The 20,488-nt window shown below is 61.3% G+C and carries 17 protein-coding genes and 1 riboswitch; of the genes, 10 read left to right on the top strand and 7 right to left on the bottom strand.

The features are described 5' to 3' along the window. Positions 1-37 precede the first annotated feature (37 nt). Positions 38-955, top strand: coding sequence for a rhomboid family intramembrane serine protease (locus tag CFE428DRAFT_RS33830; protein ID WP_006980668.1), 918 nt, complete (start codon positions 38-40; stop codon positions 953-955). On the opposite strand, the gene CFE428DRAFT_RS16155 is transcribed toward CFE428DRAFT_RS33830, so the two are convergent. Genes CFE428DRAFT_RS16155 through CFE428DRAFT_RS33825 form a run of 3 tightly spaced genes read right to left on the bottom strand, consistent with a single transcriptional unit; the run spans position 906 to position 5,672 of the window. Continuing rightward, positions 906-2,636 carry a response regulator gene (locus CFE428DRAFT_RS16155; protein ID WP_006980667.1) on the bottom strand — a complete coding sequence of 577 codons (1,731 nt, stop codon included), beginning with the start codon at positions 2,634-2,636 and terminating at the stop codon, positions 906-908. The two genes, CFE428DRAFT_RS33830 and CFE428DRAFT_RS16155, sit on opposite strands and share 50 nt — an antisense overlap. Then, positions 2,633-3,016 (bottom strand): response regulator, encoded by a 384-nt coding sequence (locus tag CFE428DRAFT_RS16150; protein ID WP_006980666.1) that lies wholly within the window; start codon positions 3,014-3,016, stop codon positions 2,633-2,635. Before CFE428DRAFT_RS16150 ends, CFE428DRAFT_RS16155 begins: the two co-directional genes overlap by 4 nt. Then, the gene (locus CFE428DRAFT_RS33825) at positions 2,985-5,672 is read right to left on the bottom strand and encodes a PAS domain S-box protein (RefSeq protein ID WP_006980665.1); all 2,688 of its coding nucleotides are present in this window, start codon (positions 5,670-5,672) and stop codon (positions 2,985-2,987) included. The genes CFE428DRAFT_RS16150 and CFE428DRAFT_RS33825 overlap by 32 nt, the downstream gene beginning before the upstream one ends. A gap of 85 nt (positions 5,673-5,757) precedes the next feature. Between CFE428DRAFT_RS33825 and lgt the strand changes: the two genes are divergently transcribed. From lgt to bioF, 6 genes are all read left to right on the top strand, one after another. Next, positions 5,758-6,720, top strand: coding sequence for a prolipoprotein diacylglyceryl transferase (gene lgt, locus CFE428DRAFT_RS16140; protein WP_006980664.1), 963 nt, complete (start codon positions 5,758-5,760; stop codon positions 6,718-6,720). A gap of 48 nt (positions 6,721-6,768) precedes the next feature. After that, complete coding sequence (proC, locus tag CFE428DRAFT_RS16135; RefSeq protein ID WP_042725122.1) at positions 6,769-7,572, top strand: pyrroline-5-carboxylate reductase; 804 nt, start codon at positions 6,769-6,771, stop codon at positions 7,570-7,572. A gap of 27 nt (positions 7,573-7,599) precedes the next feature. Beyond that, positions 7,600-7,974, top strand: coding sequence for a hypothetical protein (locus tag CFE428DRAFT_RS16130; protein WP_006980662.1), 375 nt, complete (start codon positions 7,600-7,602; stop codon positions 7,972-7,974). Continuing rightward, positions 7,926-8,312, top strand: a complete 387-nt coding sequence (locus CFE428DRAFT_RS16125) for a tetratricopeptide repeat protein (protein ID WP_083805191.1) — start codon at positions 7,926-7,928, stop codon at positions 8,310-8,312. Before CFE428DRAFT_RS16130 ends, CFE428DRAFT_RS16125 begins: the two co-directional genes overlap by 49 nt. A gap of 216 nt (positions 8,313-8,528) precedes the next feature. Next, complete coding sequence (locus CFE428DRAFT_RS16120; RefSeq protein ID WP_157447541.1) at positions 8,529-9,380, top strand: D-alanyl-D-alanine carboxypeptidase family protein; 852 nt, start codon at positions 8,529-8,531, stop codon at positions 9,378-9,380. 88 nt (positions 9,381-9,468) lie between these two features. Further along, positions 9,469-10,638 carry an 8-amino-7-oxononanoate synthase gene (gene bioF, locus CFE428DRAFT_RS16115; protein ID WP_006980659.1) on the top strand — a complete coding sequence of 390 codons (1,170 nt, stop codon included), beginning with the start codon at positions 9,469-9,471 and terminating at the stop codon, positions 10,636-10,638. Between the two features lie 8 nt (positions 10,639-10,646). Here bioF and CFE428DRAFT_RS16110 read toward each other — a convergent pair whose 3' ends face one another. Then, positions 10,647-11,786 carry a class I SAM-dependent methyltransferase gene (locus CFE428DRAFT_RS16110; RefSeq protein WP_006980658.1) on the bottom strand — a complete coding sequence of 380 codons (1,140 nt, stop codon included), beginning with the start codon at positions 11,784-11,786 and terminating at the stop codon, positions 10,647-10,649. A 180-nt stretch (positions 11,787-11,966) separates the two neighbouring features. Between CFE428DRAFT_RS16110 and CFE428DRAFT_RS16105 the strand changes: the two genes are divergently transcribed. Continuing rightward, complete coding sequence (locus tag CFE428DRAFT_RS16105) at positions 11,967-14,426, top strand: transglycosylase domain-containing protein (RefSeq protein WP_162145275.1); 2,460 nt, start codon at positions 11,967-11,969, stop codon at positions 14,424-14,426. Positions 14,427-14,701: 275 nt separating this feature from the next. Here the strand turns inward: CFE428DRAFT_RS16105 and CFE428DRAFT_RS16100 are convergent, their stop codons facing one another. The 3 genes from CFE428DRAFT_RS16100 to thrC all read right to left on the bottom strand — a co-directional run bounded on the left by CFE428DRAFT_RS16100 (position 14,702) and on the right by thrC (position 16,668). Then, entirely contained in the window at positions 14,702-14,947 is a 246-nt protein-coding gene (locus tag CFE428DRAFT_RS16100; protein ID WP_006980656.1) for an NIL domain-containing protein, read from the bottom strand. A 130-nt stretch (positions 14,948-15,077) separates the two neighbouring features. Beyond that, the gene (locus CFE428DRAFT_RS16095) at positions 15,078-15,350 is read right to left on the bottom strand and encodes a ubiquitin-like small modifier protein 1 (RefSeq protein ID WP_006980655.1); all 273 of its coding nucleotides are present in this window, start codon (positions 15,348-15,350) and stop codon (positions 15,078-15,080) included. 136 nt (positions 15,351-15,486) lie between these two features. Then, positions 15,487-16,668, bottom strand: a complete 1,182-nt coding sequence (thrC, locus tag CFE428DRAFT_RS16090; RefSeq protein ID WP_006980654.1) for a threonine synthase — start codon at positions 16,666-16,668, stop codon at positions 15,487-15,489. Positions 16,669-16,823: 155 nt separating this feature from the next. Beyond that, positions 16,824-16,973, bottom strand: a riboswitch (SAM riboswitch). A gap of 347 nt (positions 16,974-17,320) precedes the next feature. Between thrC and CFE428DRAFT_RS16085 the strand changes: the two genes are divergently transcribed. Next, positions 17,321-18,928 carry a MutS-related protein gene (locus tag CFE428DRAFT_RS16085; protein WP_006980653.1) on the top strand — a complete coding sequence of 536 codons (1,608 nt, stop codon included), beginning with the start codon at positions 17,321-17,323 and terminating at the stop codon, positions 18,926-18,928. Continuing rightward, positions 18,925-20,427, top strand: a complete 1,503-nt coding sequence (locus CFE428DRAFT_RS16080; RefSeq protein WP_006980652.1) for a MutS-related protein — start codon at positions 18,925-18,927, stop codon at positions 20,425-20,427. The genes CFE428DRAFT_RS16085 and CFE428DRAFT_RS16080 overlap by 4 nt, the downstream gene beginning before the upstream one ends. Positions 20,428-20,488 lie beyond the last annotated feature (61 nt).

The raw sequence follows: 20,488 nt of genomic DNA, 5'->3' as shown, positions 1-20,488 counted from the left end.
ACAATATTTCGCATCCCGCCAGACGAGCACGTTTCGCATGAGCGAAATTCCCGAGTCCGATCAACCCCTGATCGAAGCGGGACGCTATCGGCGCCTGCAGGCCGCGCGCGAACGCGCCCTGGTGGTCGCGGCGCTGGATCTGCCGTACTGGCTGAAGCGGGAGCGCAACAACGAATGGGTGCTATCGGTCGAGGAACGCTCCATCGAGCAAGTGCGGACCGAATTGGCGGCCTACGAGAACGAGGAGCGCGAGCGTCCGCGGATGACGAGCACGTTGCTTCCCGCCGGCAAAGTCTCCACGGTTTCGCTCTTCATCGCCGGCTGGGTGCTCGGCGGATTTTTTCTCGCCCAGCAAATCGTGGGAGAACGCCTCCTCGAGCGCGGGAGCGCGGAAGGCCATGCGATTCTGCATGGCCAATGGTGGCGGACGGTCACCGCGCTGACCTTGCACGCGGATGGCCCGCACCTCGCGGCGAACCTCGCCACGGGGCTGCTTTTTGCGGCGTTTGTCATTCCTCGCCTGGGCGGCGGGCTCACCTGGCTGGCGATCGTCCTTAGCGGCGCGGTCGGCAATGCGTTGAATTCCTGGGGCTATCGTCACGAGTGGCACGATTCCATCGGCGCTTCGACGGCCTGCTTCGGCGCGCTCGGCATCCTCGTCGGTGCGGAGCTGTTTTCGCGCTGGCGCGAGCCGCACCAGCGGAGCTTGTGGCAATTGATCCTGCCCATCGGCGCCGGCCTTTCGCTCCTCGCGTATCTCGGCGTGGGCGATGAGGCCACGAAGAACATCGACTTCATGGCCCACGGCTGGGGCTTTGCCGTGGGCATTGTCGAGGGCGCGATCGCCGTGGCGGTTCACGCGAAGGAACGTCTTCCCGCATCCGCGCAACGGATCGCCGGCTGGCTTACACTCGCACTGGTTGCCGCCGGCTGGGCGCTTGCACTGCGGGGTTGAGCACGCGCTGCAGGGCATTCCCGAGACCGTGTACCGTGTAGGGCTTGAGCAGCAATTCGCTGAAGCCGAGTTCCGACGCTCGCTTGGTATCGAGCGTGGCGCTGTATCCCGTGGTCAAGATCACACGGGTATCCGGCCGCAGTTCCCAGATGCACCGCGCAAACTCAATGCCACTGAAATGCGGCATGGTGAGGTCGGTAATGACGAGATCGAAATCCTGATCCTTGAACAGCGCCAGCGCGGCGCGCGGATCGGTCTGCGTGACGGGCGAATAGCCAAGACGGGTAAGAAAACGTCCCCCCAGCATGGTCAGCACCGGCTCATCATCGACGAACAGCACACGTTCCCCGTGGCCATGCAGTTCGGGCGGTTCGTCCGGCTTGGCGGTCGTGGCGCCAAACTCCAGCGCCGGGAAATAGAGATTGAGCGTCGTGCCTTCGCCCGCGGCGCTGTAGACGGTGATCGAGCCATCGAAGGATTTCATGAGCCCGTGCACGACCGAAAGGCCAAGGCCGGTTCCTTCGTCCGGGCCTTTCGTGGTGAAGAAGGGCTCGAAAATGCGGCCCAACATTTCCGGAGGAATCCCGCTGCCATTGTCGCTGATGCTGAGGCGCACATAGCGTCCCGGCCGCAGGTCGGGATTGCCGTGGGCGAAATCTTCATCGACGAGGAAATTGCCGAGCTGCACGGTGATGACGCCGGACTTGTTGCCGATGGCGTGCCAGGCGTTGGTGACGAGGTTTGTCACGATCTGGTGCACCTGCGTGCTGTCGGCCAGGACGGTCGGTGTGTTTTCCTCGATCTTCGTAGCGATCTCGATGGAGACCGGGAGGGTCGCGCGCAGCAGCTTGAGCGCTTCCTTCACCGCCTCGCCGAGCTCGATTGGCTTGCGGTCCTGCTCGCGCTGGCGGCTGAACGCGAGAATCTGCCGCACGAGATCCTTCGCCCGGCCGCCGGCCTTGAGAATCTCGCGGAAATGCTGGTCGGAGGAGAGAGGATCGCTGACCTCGGACAGACCCAGTTCGGCGAAGCCGATGATTCCGGCGAGGATGTTATTGAAATCATGGGCGATCCCGCCGGCCAGCGTGCCGATGGCCTCCATCTTCTGCGCCTGGCGCAACTTGTCCTCGAGGCGGATACGCTCGCGGGCGGAGCGCTCACGGTCCTCGATGTCGTCGATCAAGGCCCGGTTGGCCGCCTCGAGATCGAGCATCTTTTTCTCCAGCTTGGCGATGAGCCGGGCGTTGTACTGCTTGAGATAGATCGCCTCATCCTCGGTTGGAGTCGACTCGCTATCACCCGCTACGGCTTGTTTCTTTTGCTCCACGACCTCCTGGACCGCCTTGATGAACGCCTCCGGTTCGAGCGGTTTCACGAGGAAACGATCCGCCCCGAGATTGAGCGCGAAGGCCGCGTCGCGTGGGTCGGTGTAGGTTGCGGTGTAGAAAATGAAGGGGATGTCGCGGCAACGCGCATCTTTTTTCAGCTCGCGACAAAGCTGAAAGCCATCCATCCGCGGCATGAGAATATCGGAGATGATGAGATCGTATTCGCAGAGGCCGGTGAGTTGGAGGGCCTGCTGGCCATCGCTCGCCGAGTGCACCTCGTGCCCGTAGCCGCGTAACAATGCCTCCAGCATGTAGAGGTTTTCGGACTTGTCGTCGACGCTGAGGATTTTCATGAGGAGCCCGCCTTTCCGGTGAGGAACTGGGATATTTCTGCGGCAAAAGTCTGCGGTCGGATGGGCTTCTCGATATAGCCGGCGAAACCGAATTGCAGCGCCTTCTCGCGATCGCGCGTCATGGCGAAACTCGTCACCGCGACGATCGGTGTTTCGGCAAGCCGCGGCTCGGCGTGGATGCGGCGGGCGGATTCGTAACCATCCATCTCCGGCATCTGCAAATCCATGAGCACGAGATCCGGTTGATCGGCGAGCGCCAGCCGCAACGCTTCGGCGCCATTTTGTGCGTGAATCACCGTGTAACCCGCCTTCTCCAAAAGAAACGTCTCAAGGTAACGATTGGCGGCGTTATCCTCGGCGAGAAGAATCTTCGCGCTCATACTTGTGGTTCGCTGGGGGCGTATTCTGCGGCAGAACCAAGGTAAAACGCGAGCCAATTCCGAACTCACTTTCGACGGTGATGTTGCCGCCGAGCATCTTGGCGAGTTGCTTGGATAAATACAAGCCGAGTCCGGTGCCTTCGTAAACCCGCCGGGCGGAGCCGTCGACCTGGCGGAAAGCCTCGAAAAGGTGGGGCAGGCTCTCGGGTTTGATCCCGATGCCGGTATCGGCGACCTCGAATTGCACCTGGTCCGCATCGGACGTGACCTTCAAAGTTACCCGACCGACAGCGGTGAACTTCACGGCATTATTGGTCAGGTTGAGGAGGATCTGGAAGCTCTTGTTGCGATCCGTGCGAATCCGCAGGGTCGGTTGGTCGAGCGAAGTCTCCAGGCGCAGCTTCTTTTGCTGGACCTGCGGGGCGAGGCACTGGTCGATTTCTTTCACCAGATCGGCCACGACGAAGTCTTCCAAAAACAGCTCCATCTTGCCGGATTCGACGCGGGAAAGATCCAGGAGATCGTTGATGAGATTGAGCAAATGGCGCGCGGAAGAGTGGACCATGCCGAGCTGCTTTTTCTGCTCGTCGTTCATCGGGCCGGCCAGTTCCTGGCGCAGGATACCGGTGAAGCCGATGACCGAGTTCAGCGGGGTACGCAACTCGTGGCTCATGGTGGCGAGGAATTCGGACTTGAGGCGGTCGAGCTCCTGCAGGCGTTCGTTGGCCGCCTCCAGGTCGCGAGTGCGTTCGGTGACTTTGTGTTCGAGATTATCGAGTGTTTCGCGCAGGGCAGTCTCGGCCTGCCGTCGCTGTTCGACCTCCAGGCTCAACGCCACGAGGTCGGCCATGGAGCCGGCGAAGCTTTCTTCATCGGGCTGCCACTCGCGCGGTTCGCCGGTGTGCTCGTGGCAAATGACGCCGACCATTTTGCCGCTGCCGCGAATGGGCGCATCGAGCATTGAGTGGATGCCGAGGGGGTGGAGATACGTCGCGTCGAATTCGCCGGTTCGCGGATCCGTCGGGGCGTGGCCGGCGGCGATGACGCGCTCCTCGGCGAGCGCCTTGAAATAGATCGGGAAATCCGCGGCGGTGAGCTCGATCCCGCTGGAGTGCTGGCCTTTGTCTTTCTCGAAAAGGTCGGCGCAGCAGATCTTCGTCTGCGCTTCGTTGTAGAACCAAATGCTGGCGCGCGAGACGTCGAGTGTTTCCGCGGCCAGCTCGGTGATGATGCGCAGGGATGCGGACAATTCCGCGCCGAGCGAACGGGCGTTGCGCGCCTTTTCGCCGAGCACGGCATTTTGGCGGGTGAGCCGAAACATCGTGGCCCGCAGCGCACCCTCCGCGGCGAGACGGGCGGTGATGTCGATGCCGATGCCCAGCATACAGGGGCGGCCATCGATATCGATGCGAAAGCCGGTGACATAGAAGGGCGTGCGCCGGCCGTTTTTGGCCAGCAGGTTCACCTCGATGTCCGCCGAGCCCTCGGCGAAACACTTGAGCATGCGCTCGTGTACGAAGGGTTTTTCCTCCTCGGGAAAATAGGAGAGGGCGTCCAGGGTTTCGATCTCCGCGGCGCGGTAGCCGGTGACGGTCTCGAGGTTCTTGTTCCAGCGCAGGATTTTCCGATCCGCTCCCCGGTAAAGATAAAAGATGCCCGGCATGGAGTTGATGAGCGTGTCACTGAACTGCATCTCGCTGTGCACCCGGGCCTCGGCGCGCTGCCGTTCGCTCATGTCGCGCGAGACCATGAGCACCTTTTCCGCCTGGCCTTCGGCACTACGAATGAGGGTGAGGACTGATTCCATACAGAACACCTGACCGTTGCGTCCGATGAGCCGGAACTCCGCGCGCTGGCTGCCGCCGGTGCTGGCGATTTCCGCGAAGAGGCGGCGCAGGCGCTCGCGATCGTCGGGATGGATTTCCTCGAAGGCCGGGGTGAGATACAGCTCCCGGGCTGGAGCGATGAACTGGCTGTGGGATTCGCTCGCGTAGAGTCGGCGGCCATGGAGATCGAGCACCGCGACGAGATCGGAGATGTGATCGGTGATGAGCCGGAACATTTCCTGGCTGGCGCGCAGGGCGGATTCGGCCAGCTCACGCTGTGTCACGTCGTGAAAGACGAAGACCACGCCGGTGACCGCGCCATCGGCGTCGCGAATGGGTGTGGCCTTGCTCACCACGATGTGCTCCGCGCCATCCCGGGCGATGAGCAGCACGGGCTCGATGGAGGTGATGGCGCGGCCTTCGCGGACGACGAGGTCGATCGGGTTGTCGGTGGGCTGCCGGGCTTTGCGATCGAGGGTCTGGAAGACTTTCACCAGCGGCTTTTGTTCGGCCTCGCCTTCCTTCCAGCCGGTGAGCTCCTGCGCGATGTTGTTCATGAAGGTGACGCGCCCCGCGGCGTCGGTGGCGACGACGCCATCGCCGATGCTGCGCAACATGGTCGCGAGCCATTGCTCACGAATGTGGGTGCGTGCCCAATCGCGCCGCCGGCGCAAGGTGCTCAAGATAATGACGACCGCGGTGGTGATCGTCATGATGGCCAGCAGGACGAGCATCTGGCTCGAGGTCCGATCTTCCGCTTTCTCCAAGGGATAGACCGTCAGCAGCGTGCCGAAATCCACGAGGGGAAGGTGCACTCCGAGGCCAGTCATAAGAATAGGTTGCACGCTCCGGTGAACGGCAACAAGCCTGCAGGATGGCACTTGTCTGTGGCGCTGGGTATGGCAAAAGCGCGCGGTGCTCGCCTACTATTTTCATAACCTCAGCCCGTACATCGTCCGCCTGCCGAATGGCGCGGGGTTGCACTGGTATGGGCTCGCTTACGTGCTGTCGTTCCTTCTCGGCGGCTGGCTTTATCGCTGGCTGGCCGAGCACAAATACACCGATCTGCCGGCGGCCCAAGTGTCGGACTTCATCTGCTGGGCGGCGGTTTTTGGGGTGATGATCGGCGGCCGTCTCGGGTGGATTCTCTTTTACGGACTCTGGCAGCCGCATGGAGGAGACCCGTGGTATTGGCCGATTGAGGTTTGGAAAGGGGGCATGGCCAGTCACGGCGGAATCATCGGCTTGGTGCTCTTCACGCTGTATTGGTCGAAAAAGCATCACGTCTCGTGGACGGGCATCGGTGATTCGTTGGTGGTCGTTGCCCCGGTGGGCTTGTGCCTCGTGCGGATGGCGAATTTCATCAACGGTGAGTTGATCGGCAAACCGGCCCAGGTCCCGTGGGCGGTGCAGTTTCCCAAGGAACTGATCGAATACGGGTCACCTGAGCTTTGGCAGCGCGCGCAGCAGGCCCTGGGCATGACCGACGTGCCGCCGGACGCGAACTTCGGCAGCTATATCGCGGATGCGATCCCCGATCATCCGGAATGGATCGATCCGCTGCGCCAGGTACTCACTCCGCGACATCCGTCGCAGATTTACGAGGCGCTACTGGAGGGCGTGGTGCTCTTCACGATCCTGTGGCTTTTGCGCACCCGCTGCCGTGTGCCAAGGGGTGTCATTACCGGCGCCTTTTTCATTTGCTATGCGGTGCTGCGCATCATCGGGGAAATGTTCCGGGAGCCGGATCCGGCGTGGCAGGTGAAGGGGATTTCCGCAGGCCAGTTTCTGTCGATCTTCCTGGTGTTCATTGGCGCGGCGTTCATTGCCTGGGGCTGCCGGACGAAGGAATACGAACGCGCGCTGCAAGCGGAGTAAACGCAGAATCCGCTTCCCAAGCCGCCGACCTGCATTAGGTATGTGCGCATGAAACTTGGCTTTATCGGATCAGGAAAAATGGCGACCGCGCTCGTGCAGGGGGCGGTGAGTTCGCGCGCCTTTGCGCGAGAGGACATCCTGGTTTGCGATGCCATCCCGGATGTTGCGGCGAAACTGGCCGGCGCGGCACAGGTCAAGGCCGTGGCGAAGAATGAGGAGCTCGCGGCGAAGGCCGATGCGCTGGTGTTGTGCGTGAAGCCGGCGGATGCGCTGGAGGCGCTGCGTGCGTTGCGCGATGGGACGAAGGGCAAGCTGGTCATTTCGATCGTGGCCGGGTTGCCGCTGGCCGCGCTGCAAGAGGCGGCGGGTTCCAAGGTGCGCATCATCCGCGTGATGCCGAATACGCCCGCGCTCATCCATCGCGGCGCGGCGGCCTACGCGCTGGGCAAGACGGCGACGGCGGCAGACGGTGCGCTGACGGAGAGTCTTTTCGGAGCGGTCGGGCAGATCGTGAAGGTGAAGGAGGAGCTGCTCGACGTAGTCACCGGCCTCAGCGGCAGCGGCCCCGCTTATGTTTACCTCGTCGTCGAGGCGCTCTCGGACGCCGGGGTGCTGATGGGATTGCCGCGTGATCTTTCCTTGAAACTCGCTGCCCAGACTGTGGCGGGTGCCGCTGAAATGGTGATCGAAACCGGACGGCATCCGGCGGCCTTGCGCGATGAAGTGACCAGCCCCGGCGGGACGACGATCGCGGGGCTCGAAGCTCTCGAAGCCGGCGCGGTGCGCTCGGCTTTTCTCAGTGCGGTCCGCGCGGCTACCGAGCGGGCGCGCGAACTCGGCGCCAGCAAATAAACATGCGACGCCTCGCCCTATTCCTGTGTGGTCTGGGGATGGCTGCCGGCCTGGCCGCCCAACCGCCAAAGGCTCAACCGGTGGAAACCCGCGGCCACGCCCGCACCGGCTGACCCGAAACTCCGTCTCGCCCCGTCCACGGACCTGAACGAGCCGGGTAAGAACAAGGTTTCCGAGGAGGCGCAGAAGCTGGCCAAACGGGCGATCGTGGCCATGGCCAAGGGCGACCTGAAGACGGCGCGGCAGGACTTTCTGAAGGTGCTCCAGGCGGTGCCGGACAATGTCCCGAACGATGATCAACCTGGGCCTGGTGGAGTATCGTTCGAAGAACCTCGAAAGCGGCGGAAGAGCGGTTGCATACGGCGGTGCGCCTGGCGCCGGAGGCGAGCCTCGGCTGGCTGATCCTGGGCATCGTGCAATACGATCGCACCCGCTATGACAATGCCCTGGCTTCGCTGGCCCAGGCCGCGGTGCTCGATCCCAGGAATGCGATGGTCCACCAGTATCTCGGCGTGACGATTGGGCAAAAGGGCTGGTACTCCGGGGCGGAGGATGAGATGCGAAAGGCGATCGAGCTCGACCCCAGTTACGCGCAAGCGCACTTCAATCTCGCGGTTTTCTATCTCCAGCGAAACCCGCCGGCGGTGGAACTGGCCCGGCGGCACTATGAGCGCGCGCTCGAACTCGGCGCCGCGCCGGATCCGGATGTGGAGAAGAGTCTCACGCCGCCGAAGCAGTAAGAGGCTTCGCTAAACGAAAGCGACGGTGATACGCCGTAGGGAGTGGCAGCACCCTGCCGCTGGTCCACTGAGGCAAAGCGGTAGGATGTTGCTTCCACACTATTCCTCCCATGAGTGCTGGCGGAAAATCGCGTATCGCGACTTGCGGAAATCGCCGGGATTCTTTTAGTAGCGCACGCTATGAAGCGCTTTGCCTCGCTATTTGTTCTCACCCTCATGCTTTTCGCCCTTGTCCCGGCAGCCCCGGCGGCGACGAAAAAGAAAAAATCCACGTCCGATGATTCGTCTTCGTCGACGACCTCGACCAAGGATGTGCCCGAGGCGTTTCCCGTGGCGGACGGCGTTCCGAAGATCACCGCCGGTTCGGCGATCCTGCTCGACGCCAAGACGGGGAAGATCATTTTCGAAATGAATGCCGACCAGCGCCGGCCCGTGGCCAGCACCCAGAAGCTGCTGACTTCGCTGATCGTCGCGGAAACCGGTGACCTTGATCACAAGGTGCATGTGGAGGCCAGCGATACCTGGGCCGAGCCGACGATGCTCTATATCAAGCCGGGCAACGTCTACTCACGCTACGATTTCCTGAACGTCCTCCTCGTGCACAGCATGAATGACGTGGCCCGGGCGCTGGCGCGGGACAATGCCGGCAGCCTGGAGAATTTCGCGGCGCGGATGAACGCCAAGGCTTCGGAACTCGGCATGCGCAATTCGAATTTCGTGAACCCGAATGGCCTGCCGATTCCCGGCCAGTATTCCACCGCGCGCGACATGGCGCAGGTCGCGCTCGCGGCTTACAGGAACCCGATCATCCGCGGCATCGTCTGCCAGAAGTCGGTGACGTGGCACTACAACGATGGCCGCGTGCGCGTGTTTGAAACGACCAACCAGGTGCTGAAGCGTTATCCCCTCTGCAACGGGATGAAGACCGGCTACACCGAAGCCGCTGGGCATTGCCTGATTTCCAGTGCCTCGCACAACGGCCGCGATGTCATCGCCGTGGTGCTGGGGGACAATAAGAACATTTGGAACGACTCCTACAAGCTGCTGGCGTTCGGGCTTTCCTCGTAGCGGAAGAGAAGTGCTTAGTGCTTAGATTTCGCCTGCGAGCGGGTCTTTACTAAGAACTAAGCACTAGGAACTAAGCACTTCTTCCCCAATGGCCCAAAGCATCGATTCCGAACTCGCCGAGCTGCGGGCCAACGCGTTGCTGCGGCAATTGCGCGAAGTGGATTCGCCGCAGCAACCTACGCTGGAACTTGCCGGAAGGAAGCTGCTCAATTTTTCCTCGAACGATTACCTCGGGCTGGCGACGGAGCCGGTGCTGCGCAATGCGGCGAAGCAGGCGATCGATGAATACGGTGTGGGAGCCGGTGCGTCGCGATTGATTTGCGGGACGCTTTCCCCGCATATGCGGTTGGAGGAGCGGTTGGCGGATTTCAAACGCACCGAGGCGGCGCTGGTCTTTTCGAGCGGATATGCGACCGCCGTGGGGACGATCGGAGCGCTGATGCACAAGGATGACGTCGTCATTCTCGACAAGCTTTGCCACGCCAGCCTCATCGATGGGGCGCGGATGAGTGGGGCGCATGTCCGGGTGTATCCGCACAATCATTTGGGCAAGCTGGAGAGTCATCTGCAATGGGCGCACGAGAATTATCCCGAGGCGCGCGTGCTGGTGGTGACGGAATCCGTCTTCAGCATGGATGGCGACTGGGCGGTGCTGCCGGAGATCGTGGATATCAAACGCCGCTACGGGGCGATGCTCATGTTGGACGAGGCCCACGCGGTGGGCGTGATCGGTCTCAATGGCCGCGGGCTGGCGGATCAACTCGGCGTGGCTGGCGAAGTGGAAATCCAGATGGGCACCTTGAGCAAAGCGCTCGGGGTGAGCGGGGGATATGTGTGCGGTTCGCGGCGTCTGATCGATCTGCTGATCAATCGCGCGCGCAGCTTTATCTTTTCAACCGCTCCGCCGCCGGCGATGGCGGCGGCCGCGCTCGCCGCGGTGGAGTTCATGCTGACGCCCGCGGGGGAAAATCGGCGACAGGTCCTGCGGCGCAATCTGGCGCATTTTGCCTCGGAAATGCCGATGCTTTTCACGGGGGACAAGAAGCTTCAAAGCGCGATCATTCCCATCATCCTCGGCAGTTCCGAAAAGGCCATCGAGAGCTCGCAGATGTTGGCCGAAAAGGGCTTTTTCGTCCCGGCGATTCGCTATCCCACGGTGGCTCGCGATGCCGCGCGGTTGCGGGTGACCATTTCCGCGAAACACACGCCGAAACAGATCAGCGCGCTGTGTGAGCAATTGCGGGGTTTGCTGAAGTAAGCCCTCCGTTACAGTTTCTCCCGCGCGTTGCCGCCGAATTGGAAGCCGCTGAGCGCGGTGTTGGTTACGCCTTTGGCGAGGCAGATGGCGTGGAAACTCTGCCCCATGAGCGTGGGGTGCATGAGGGTCCTGAAGGCGCGTAGCTCCTGTTGGCCGGCGGTGGTCATCGCGTAGTCATCGGAGAAATGCAGGCGGCTCAGGCCGACCATGAAATGGTGTTGGTCGGTGAATCCGGCGAGTTGTAGGCCGAGTAGCGGAGCGGTTTCGGCCAGGATTGTGAAATCGACGTGCGCTGTGAGGTCGATCTCGCCCGGACGTTGCAGTGGGTCAGGTTCACGCCGATGCGCGGCGTAGGCGGAGAGCGTCCCGCTGCTTCGCTCAGGACGGTAGTAGTCGCCGCGCGGGTAACCGTAGTCGATCGCCAGGACGAAGCCGGCGCTGAGTTTGGAGGCGACTTCCGCCAGCCAGGGCGCGATGGCGAGGTTCACCTCTGTTTCGTAGCCTTCCGGGACAGGCGGCAGATGCCCGAGGTGGGCGTTCAATTCCGGTGAGGCGATCTCCGCATCGACGAAGACAAACCGCCCTTCCTGGAAATCGACAGAGCGTTCCATCCAACGATCACCGCGTCGGCAAACCCGATGCACGGGAAAAGCATCGAGCAATTCGTTCGAGAAATGCACCCCTTGGAAAGAGGGCAGGGCAGTGGGCGAGTCGACCCAGCGGATCTTGGACGATCCGAAATCGCGCAGGCGCTCCGTTTGCGCCAATCGCAATTTGGCCAGCGGTTCGACCAGCCAAAGCGACGTCGCTGCATAACAGGCTGCATCAAATTCACGCAGCGCACTGAGCACGTCGCCCGCGAAATCGCCGCTATTCGCGCCCTGCTCGACGATCGCAAAATCCGCCGGTTCGCCCAGTCGCCGCCACATTTCCGCGAATTGCCGGGCTAGCAAGCGCCCGAAGAGCGGCCCGACGCTCACATTCGTGAAGAAATCTCCGGCGCGCCCGACCTGCGCTTTGCTCGCACCATAATAACCATAATCCGGATCATAAAGTACGCGCGCCATGTAGTCCCGAAAGGGGATCGGTCCGCGCTGCTGGATTTCCGCACGCAGGGCGTTTTTGGCAGTATTTTCTTTATCAGGCATGTGTTAGCGAATTACCCGACGCACTCTGAAAGGACGGGGCGGCCGCGGAAAGTAATTTGCGCATTGCGCGCACCTTGGTTTCGTGTGACTTAGTGCGCCGCCTTCGGCGCCGCCCGTCAGCCCATGTGGGATTTGCCCCGTTATAAACCTCCATTTTATCGCCGCACCTGGTTCCTCTCGGTGTTTACTCTTCTCGCCGCGCTCATCGTGGTGGGGGGGATCTTTGTAGCGATCGAACGGGACCAGTGGCAGAAGCGCGCGGCGGCGTTTGATTACAAGAAGCTCGAGGACATGGAGTCCGCGAGCATCATCTTCGACCGCAATGGTCAGGTGCTCGGCCGCATCTTTATCCAGAATCGCGACCAAGTGGCCGCGGATCAATTGTCACCGTGGTTGTACAAGTCGGTGGTCGCGGCGGAAGACATCCGATATTATCAGCACAATGGTGTCGACTATTACGGCATTGTGCGCGCGGCGGTGCGTAACTATCAGGCCGGTCGCACCCGCCAGGGCGCCAGCACGCTTACCCAACAACTCGCGCGCAATTCCTTCCCCATCGAACTGCCGAGCGAAGATCGCAGCTACAAGCGCAAGCTGCTGGAAATTTTCGTCGCGCAGGAAATCGAGCGGCGTTTCTCGAAGCCGAAAATTCTCGAGCTCTACCTGAACCGCGTCTTTTTCGGCGATGGCTTCTACGGTGCGGAATCGGCGGCGCGCGGTTATTTTGGCAAGCACGCCAAGGACGTGAATCTCTCCGAAGCGGCGATGCTCGCGGGTCTCCTCAAGAGCCCGAATCGCCTCTCGCCGTGGCGCAACCACAAGGCGTGCATGGAACAGCGCAATTTCGTGCTGGGGCGCATGCTGGAGTTGCAGCAGATCAGTCGCGAGGAATACGACGCGACGATCTCCCAGGATTTGGTGGTGAAAAATCGCCGGTCGATCCACCAGGAGTCCTACCCCATGGACCTCGTTGCGCAGCAGGTCATCGGGCAATTCGGACGCGATGCCGCGATCAGCGACGGCTATCGCATTTACACCACGATCGATGGTGACTTGCAGCGCAAAGCGGAGAAGGCGCTGAAGGAACAACTCGATGTGGTCGAGCGCCACGAGGGCTACGATCATCAGCGCTTTGGCAAATACGACATCGACTTCCGCGCCCACCAGCGGATGGCGAGTAACGAAGTGGAAGGCAACACCCTGCCTCCGCCCGCGTATTTGCAGGGCTCCATCGTCGTCCTCGATAACGCCACCGGCGGCATCCTCACTTTGGTCGGCGGACGCGATTTCGGCCACAGCTCCTACAACCGCGCCCTCGCGGCGCGCCGCCCTGCGGGCACGGCCTTCAAGCCGTTCGTCTATGCGGCGGCTTTCGAGCGCGGCTTCGGGCCGGGAACGATCGTGCAGGATACGGTGATCGATAATCGCCAGGTGATGATCGGCGGCGTGACCGGCATTCTCGGTGAATGGGGGCCGGAGCGCGTGGACAACAAATACGAAGGCTCCATTTCCGCGCGCGAAGCACTGGTAAAATCCAAGAACGCGGCCACCGTGCGCCTCGGCATGATGACCGGACTCGATCACGTCATCCCATTGGCCAAGGCTGCGGGCATCGAAAGTCCATTGCGACCTTTCCCGGCGACGTTCCTCGGCAGCAGCGAAGTCACGCTCATGGAGATGACGCTGGCCAATACCGCCTTCCCCGATGGCGGCACGCGCCCGGACAAGGCCTTCATCATCCAGAAGATCGAAGACCAGGCCGGCAATGTGGTCTTCGAGGCGAAGCCCAGCAAAGTCCGCGTGATGAAAGACACGACGGCGTATGAGATTCACACCTGCCTCTCGGACGTGCTCGAGCGCGGCACGGCGGACAAGGCGTACACCGAGCTTGGCTTGAAAAAATTCCCGCTCGGGGGCAAGACCGGGACGGCTTACAATTTCACCGATGCCTGGTTCCTCGGCTACTCCAGTGCGGTGACCTGTGGCGTGTGGGCAGGCTTCGACAAGCCGTCGACGATTTATCGCGGAGCGTTCAGCAACGAGATCGCGCTACCGATTTGGGCCGAGGTGATGAAATCGACCTTCGCGAACTATCGTCCGAAGGAGATCCCGCAGCCGAAGGGGATCATCAAAGTGGAGCTCTGCTCGGTGTCTGGTCAGCTGGCGACGGACAAATGCTTTGAAACGGTGGAGAACAAGGAGACCGGGGAAAAGGTGCAGAAGCGCACAACGTTCTTTGAGATCTCGACCGAAGACCAGGCGCCGAAGGTCGGCTGCGAGGTGCACAACGGCGGTGCGAACCGGAGTTTTGTCAAAGTCATCCCCGGCGAAGAATGGCCGCGCGCCGCGCTGGCCGTCGACGTATCCGCGGTACCGATCGTGGCGATGAAGCAGCCGACGGTGATCGGCGTCGACCCGTACAATTCCATACAGTCGGTGAACAACGCGAAGGCGATGAGCAGCCTGGAAGGCCAGACCGCGCCGGTGAACAGCAGCGCCATCGTCACGCCCGCACCGGACAACGGAACCGGTCCGGAACAAATGGAAGTGCGCCGCGCCGAGCCTGTGCAACCGATGCGCGAGCAAACGGTGCTGGATACGACGATCAAGCCCCCGCCGCTGCCGCCGCTGGATTTTTAGAGTGCCAGGAGCCAGGTAAAGGAAGCGTCTTCTTCTCGATGTCATTCTGAGCGGAGCGCTCGTGGGCCAGTGGGGGGAGCGCGCAGTCGAAGAACCCCGTCGAACAACCAGCGAGACGCCTATGGGACTGCGGGTAAACGCAACCAAATAACCAGCAAGTATCGCTGGTAAAGCGGCGGGGCTCTTCGACTGCGTTCCAGTCGTTACACTCCTTCCACTCCGCTCAGAATGACACCGGGGAGGGAGCCGCGCTTGGATGAAGATGTGGGTAATGCCTACCCTTCGATCGTATTGATTTCGACGGGCTCGACTTTCACGCCTTCTTTCTCCAGCCAGGCGATTGCTTTTTTGATGTCTTCGCGTTCGCCGTCGAGCGAGAGCGAGACGATACCGATTTCCTCGGTCACACTGGCCTGGCGAATGTTCGTGACGACGTTAAAATCTTTGCCCAGCTCCCAAATAATGGGGCGGGTGACCAGCTTGGTCGGAAACATGAGCCAGAGGCGTTGGGTCTCTTTCATAAAGGAAAGTTGAGAGTTTTTAGTTGAGAGTTGAGAGCCGTCGCTGGTTGTGTCGGACGCCAGCGCGCAAGGGAGCGCGGCTCTCAACTCTCAACCCTCAACTCTCAACTTGGTCGTGCGGCGGAAGCGACTAGCCCCCGGCAATCGCCGGGACAATGCTGATCTCGTCGGCTTCTTTCACCGGCGTGGCTTTTTCCTCGAGGAAGCGGATGTCCTCGTCGTTAACGAAGATGTTCACGAAACGGCGGACGTTGCCGGCGTCGTCGACGATGCGCTCTTTTAAGCCCGGGAAGGCCTGGTCGAGGCTGTTGATGACTTCGCCGATGTTGGCACCGGCGGCCTGGACGACCTCAAGCTCGTTGGTGAGCTTGCGGAGTGGGGTGGGGATGCGGACGGATGGCATGTTTAGAGTGCTTGGTGCTTGGTGCTCAGTGATTAGTAATCAGTAATCAGTAATCAGTAATCAGTAATCAGTGATTCGGAGGACAGTTTCTGACTGATTACTGTCCACTGATTACTGATCACTTCTTCGGTCGGCATTACGCCGCGGCAGTATCCTTCGCGTAGATCTGCTCTTCAAATTCGCGGAGGCTCGGCTTGATGAGGCGCGGTTCGCCGCACTTGCCGACGACGGCTTCCTGGGTCTTGAGACCGTGGCCGGTGATGCAGAGCACCACTTCCTCGTCGTGCGGGATCTTGCCGCTTTCGATGAGTTTTTTCGCACTGGCGACGGTCACGCCGCCGGCGGTTTCGGCAAAGATGCCGGCATACTCGGCGAGCCACTGGATGCCCTCGACGACTTCCGCATCCGAGGCATCTTCGCAGGAGCCGCCGGTATCGCGCATGGCGTGGATCGCATAGTAGCCATCCGCGGGCGTGCCGATGGCGAGCGACTTGACGATCGTCTCCGGCTTCGGCACGGGCTTAACGATGTCGGTGCCGCGCTTCATGGCGTGGGAGATGGGGGCGCAACCGGTGGCCTGAGCGCCATGCACGGAGAACGGCGTGGAGTCCACGATGCCGACTTTGATCAGCTCGTTGTAAGACTTGTGGATCTTGGTGAGCAGCGAACCGCTGGCCATCGGCACCACGGTGTGGCGCGGGATGCGCCAGTCGAGCTGGTCGCAAATCTCAAAGCCCATCGTCTTCGAGCCTTCGGCGTAATAGGGACGCAGGTTCACGTTCACGAAACCCCAGCCGTATTTGCCGGCGATTTCGGAGCAGAGGCGGTTGACTTGATCGTAAGCGCCGTGAATGCCGATGACATTCGTGCCGTAGACCAGCGAGCCGAGCACCTTGCCCTGCTCGAGATCGGCGGGGATGAGCACGTAGCTCTTCAGACCGGCGCTGGCGGCGTTGGCGGCCACGCTGTTCGCGAGGTTGCCGGTCGAGGCGCAGGCTACGGTGGTAAAGCCGAGTTCCTTGGCGCGATTGAGGGCCACGGAGACGACGCGATCCTTAAAGGAAAGGGTGGGGTAGTTGACGGTGTCGTTCTTGATCCAGAGGGTGCGGACACCGAGCTTTTTCGCCAGGCGATCGGCGCGGACGAGCGGGGTGAAGCCGACCTGCGTGCCGATGGTCGGCTCGCCGTCGATGGGCAGCAGCTCCCGGTAACGCCACATGCGGCGCTTGCGCGAACGCAGGATGTCACGGCTGATGGCGGCTTTGATGGCGTCGTAGTCGTAAGCGGCCTCGAGCGGGCCGAAATCGAAGTCGCACACGTGAATGGCCTGCTTGGGATAAAGGCGGCCGCACTCGCGGACATTTTAAATTGGAGAAGAAGGGCGATGGTTTGTCCATAAGCTGCTGTCCTTCACCAAGGATCAAGTGGCGATGAGACGAAGACTCCGGCGAGGGATTGAAGTGCTGGAATCTGATCTCATCTTTTCCGTTGGCCCTTTAGCGTCGATACGGCATCGCTGCTGGCAGGCTTTCGGCTGGATTTGGCACCTGGTCCCCGCAGCTTGCGCCGCGAGCGGTTGCCGTGACTTCATAGGGCCAGTCCCTCTGTCACTCTTGATGAAAGTGGCGGGAACCTAGGGGCCGCAATGGCGACCGTCAACGGAAATCTGAGTGTCCGGTGACGTATGACGTTGAGCAGGGGATAGGCGAATGATGAATGCAGAATGCCAAATTCGTCATTCATCATTCGTCATTCTTCCACTGGGTACGCGCCCTTGGCACTAGTTGTTGACTCACCCGGCGTTCGCTCCTATTTACCCCTCGCTCCGTTCCACGGGAGCGCTATTCCGCAAACATGAAGATATTTTAACGCTGCCTTCACCGGGTTCTCAAGCTTGGCGGACAGCTTTGCCCTATGAAATCCCGGTTTCGTGGAAAGACCGCGAGAGATTTGTAGACGCTATACCAGAAATGACGACCATCAACCAACCCGTGCGCCCAGCCAGTGGGGGCGGATCGGATCGAGCCGCGACCTCGGCGGGCGCCGCGCGTGTCCCGGCCATCCTGTTCCCGCAAGCTGCCAGCGTCCCGGCGATCCCGAACGCGGAGCCCGAGTTTTTCCGTGACCTGAATCTCGACCAGATCGTCGACGCGATCACCAAGGGCCGCGAGTCCTACGATCTCAAGCCGTTCTTCTACGCGCCGCTGGCGAACCTCGATCAGATCGCCTTCCGCCACGAGATCATGCACGACCTCGAGAACGAGGCGCTCTTTGCGGCGCTGAAGGCGTTCTCCGACGGGATGGCGGCGATGCGGTTCGCTTTGGATCGCGAAGAGGAGTTCAACTACCAGTATCAAAAGGAACGCGCCCAGCTCGGCGCTGCCGTCTACTACTGCGACGCGGTGGCCAACCTGCGGCGCGATCTCGATGCGACCGGCGCCCGCTCGCGCGGTCTGCTCGCCACTCGCGATTTTCTCGCTCAATACGTCGAGACCCCTGGCTTCAAGACGCTCTCCCAGCAGGCCCATGCGGCGAAGGACGCGCTGGATGCGGTGCGCTATTGCGTGCTGATCAACGACTCGAACATCACCGTGCGCAATTACGACGGCGAGGCCGACTACAGCGCCGAGGTGGAGGATACGTTCAATATCTTCAAGCAGGGCGATGTGAAGGACTATCGCGTGAGCTTCAACGAGACCGTGGGCATCAACCACGTCGAGGCGATGATCCTCGATTTCGTCGCCAAGCTGAATCCGCAGCCCTTCGCGGCGCTGGATGACTTCTACGCGAAGCACCAAGGCTTCAGCGACCGCACCGTGCTGGAGTTCGATCGCGGCATCCAGTTCTACCTCGCTTACGCGGAATACATGGCGAGCTTCCGCACCGCCGGCCTCAGCTTCTGCTTTCCGCAAATGTCGGATAGCTCGAAGACCGTGCTCAGCCGCAGTGGCTTCGACCTCTCACTGGCCAGCAAGCTCATCGCCACGAACACGGCGCCGATCTGCAACGACTTCGAGCTCAACGGCGGCGAGCGCATGCTGGTCATCAGCGGCCCGAACCAGGGCGGTAAGACGACCTTCGCGCGCGCCTTCGGGCAGTTGCACTATTTTGGCGCGCTCGGGTTTCCCGTGCAGGGTGCTGAGGCGAAGCTCTTCCTTGCCGATCGTTTCTTCACCCACTTCGATACCGAGGAAGATCTCAAGAATCTCCAGGGAAAGTTGAAGGACGATCTCATTCGCATGCACCGGATCTTCGACCACGCCACGTCGAAGAGCCTCGTGATCATGAACGAGATCTTTGCTTCCACGAGTTTGGAGGACGCTACCTTCCTCGGTAGAAAGGTCCTCACGCGCTTCACCGAGCTCGATACGCTCAGCGTGTGCGTCACCTTCATCGACGAGCTTTCGAGACTGAATGACAAGATCGTGAGCATGATGGCCAGCATCGTGCCGGATAATCCGTCGCAACGGACCTTCCGCATCATCCGCCGGCCGGCCGATGGCCTCTCCTACGCCATCGCCCTCGCGCAAAAACATCATCTCACCTACGAGAACTTGAAAGGACGACTCACTCGATGAAAACGCATTTGCTTTACCGCGGCCGGGATTTTGATTGGGACCAGGCGCTGCCGCCGAATCACGAAGCCCTCGTCCAGGATCTCGAACTCGAAACGCTGTTCCAGGCAATGGGTGGCTCGGACGAATACCTCCTCGAGGTGGCGCGCCGTGTCATCCTGCTGGGCGTCGGCGACGACCTCGAGACGATTCAGTACCGCCAGGCGGTGCTCAAGGATTGCCTGCAGAACGCGGCCATCATTCGCCAGATCTACGAGCTCGGCGTCGAGGCCGTGGAGCGCAAGCGCAAGCAGTGGTTTGGCGTGATGGGCAAGTCGCCGATGGGCATTCTTTCCGGCTCCGTCGATCTGCTCGGGTCGCTCGTCGATTTGCTCGGCAAGCTGCGGCTCATCGGCCGCGAGCACGCGCGCAAGTTCCAGGCGGAAGGTTTTGTGAACTTGTTCAAGATGGTCGAGGCGGAACTGCCCGATGCTTACTTCGACAAGATCAAGGTCTACCTCCGCGAGTTGCGTTTCCCCGAGGGCATCCTCGTGAGCGCGGAACTCGGTGATGGCGCGGAAAGCGCGCGGCACACCCTGCGCCGCGGGGAGAAGGCCAAGGCGGGATTCCTGCAGCGCGTCTTCAAGGATGCCCCGCAGTCGTTCACCTTCAAGATCAACGAGAAGGACGACGCCGCCGGCAAGGCCATCTCGTCGTTGCGCGATCGCGGCCTCAATCCGGTTTCCAATGCGCTCGCGCAATCCGCCGAGCACATCATGAGCTTCTTCGCCTCGCTGCGTGGGGAGCTTGGCTTTTACCTCGGCGCGGCCGCGCTGCAGCAGAAGCTCACGCAGTATGGCGTGTCGACCTGCTTCCCGGTGCCGGCGCCCGCGGGCAGTAACAAGCACACCTGCACGGACCTGAAAGACCTCTCGCTGATCCTGACTGTCGGCAAGCAGGTGACCGGCAACGACATCCAGGCTGACGGCAAGACGTTGTTCATGATCACCGGCGCCAACCAGGGCGGTAAATCCACCTTCCTGCGCGCCACGGGCATTGCCCAGATGATGATGCAGAGCGGCATGTTCGTCACTGCCGATGCGTTCTCCGCCGCGATCTGCAGCCGCGTCTACACCCACTTCACCCGCGAGGAAGATGTGACGATGAAGAGCGGTAAGTTCGACGAGGAACTGCGCCGGATGGGCCTGATCATCGATGCATTTGTCCCGAACTCGCTCATCCTCTTCAACGAATCCTTCTCCTCGACCAACGAGCGCGAAGGCTCGGAGATCGCGGGGCAGATCGTCCACGCGTTGCTCGAGACGAAGGTGAAGATTTTCTTCGTCACGCATCTCTACGAATTCGCCCATACCTTCTATAAGGAGAACATGGATCACGCCCTGTTCCTGCGCGCCGAGCGTCAGGAAGACGGCAAGCGCACCTTCAAGCTGAAGCCCGGCGAGCCGCTGGAAACCAGCTTCGGCGCGGACCTTTACAAGGAGATCTTCGCCGGCGCGGCGTAATCGGGAGACACGAATCAACTCAGGAAACAACGAAGGGCGGACAGTGATGTCCGCCCTTTGT

Origin of the sequence: Chthoniobacter flavus Ellin428, assembly GCF_000173075.1 — a bacterium.
GTDB classification, from domain to species: Bacteria; Verrucomicrobiota; Verrucomicrobiia; order Chthoniobacterales; family Chthoniobacteraceae; genus Chthoniobacter; species Chthoniobacter flavus.
The sequence above is the reverse complement of the archived record's forward strand: the minus strand, read 5'-3'. Positions and strand labels throughout refer to the sequence as shown.